Annotated in this window: 1 protein-coding gene; it reads right to left on the reverse strand. The window is 66.3% G+C overall.

All coding sequences use genetic code 11. From position 1 onward, the window contains the following. Window positions 1-30: 30 nt before the first annotated feature. Window positions 31-1,319, reverse strand: a protein-coding gene (locus E0H50_RS42705; protein WP_131297171.1) for an IS3 family transposase whose coding sequence is annotated in 2 segments (ribosomal slippage) — window positions 31-1,046 and window positions 1,046-1,319 — 1,290 coding nt in all. Because the reading frame shifts where the segments join, the coding sequence is not laid out codon by codon here. Between the last annotated feature and the right edge of the window lie 51 nt (window positions 1,320-1,370).

A 1,370-nucleotide genomic window follows, 5' to 3' on the forward strand; every position in this document is an offset into this window, starting at 1 on the left:
TGAACCGTCCCGGGTTTGGTGCGCCCTCGGTTATGTGAGTGCGACCGGTTGGTCGTCTCGGGTTTGTGCATAGTAGTCGGCCTCGGCTTCGGCGGGTGGGCGTCGGTCGAGGCGGTGCATGAGCCGGCTGGTGTTGTACCAGTGGACCCAGTCGGCGGTGATGGCCTCGAGGTTGTTGAGGCCGGTCAGTGGTCCGCGCCTGAAGGGTGAGTCGTCGCGGATGCATTCGGTCTTGTAGAGCCCGATGGTGGTCTCGGCCAGGGCGTTGTCGTAGGCGTCGCCGACGGTCCCGATCGAGGGGCTGAGGCCGTGCAGGTGCAGCGTCTCGGTCAGGTGCAGCGAGGTGTACTGAGACCCGGCGTCCGAGTGATGAATCGCCTTGTTCTGCGGGGCATTCACCGGATTGCCCTGCCTCGTGCGGAACGCCGCGGCCTGGGCAATGGCCCGTTCGACGAACGTGGTGTGCTTGGATGTTGAACACTCCCAGCCCACGATCCGTCCGGCGAAGGCATCGATGACGAAGGCCGTGTAGGCGAACGTACTGTTGGCACTGCTGGCCAGCCGCACATAGGTGAAATCCGCGACCAGGAGCCGGTTCGGTGCCGGCACCCGGAACTGCCGGTTGACCAGGTCCGGAGCTCGGTTCGCGGACAGGTCGGCGACAGTGGTGCGGACCTTCTTGGCCCTGCTCACGCCACGCCAGCCGTTGATGCGCATCAGCCGCTCGATGGTGCAGCGCGCCACCTGGATGCCTTGCCGTTGCAGGTAGGCCCACATCTTCAACGACCCGTAGAGCGACTCCGGCAGGCGCCGGCCGCCGGCGCCGGGCTCGTAGTACCCGGCCAGCAGCTCGGTCACCGTGGTGTCCCACAAGGCCCGTTTCGACGGCGCCCGCCTGGCCCAGGCGTAGTAGGTTCTCGGGGCGATCGGGCAGCCGTGCGCGGACAGCGCACGGCAGATCGGAGCGACCCCGAACCGAGCCTTGTGCTCGGCGATGAACCGGCAGATCACCGCTGTCGCGGGTCGCTCTCCCGCGCGAAGAAACTCGTCGCCGCCTTCAAGATCTCGACCGTACGTTCGAGCTCGGCGTTCTTCCGCTTCAACTCCCGGATCTCCCGCGCCGACTCCGACGACACCCCGACGGCTTGACCGGCATCGATCTGCGCCTGCCGCACCCACCGGCGCAGCGTCTCGGCCGTCATCCCCAACCGGGCCGACACCGCCTTGATCGCCGCCCACTCAGAGTCGTAATCATCAACATGATCGATGACCAGACGAACCGCCTTGGCCCGGGTCTGCTCGTCGTACTTGCTCGGCATGACTGCCACCTTCCCAACGAAGGAGGTGTGCATCAAACCCGGGGTGGTTCA

The organism is Kribbella sindirgiensis (assembly GCF_004331435.1).
GTDB classification, from domain to species: Bacteria; Actinomycetota; Actinomycetes; order Propionibacteriales; family Kribbellaceae; genus Kribbella; species Kribbella sindirgiensis.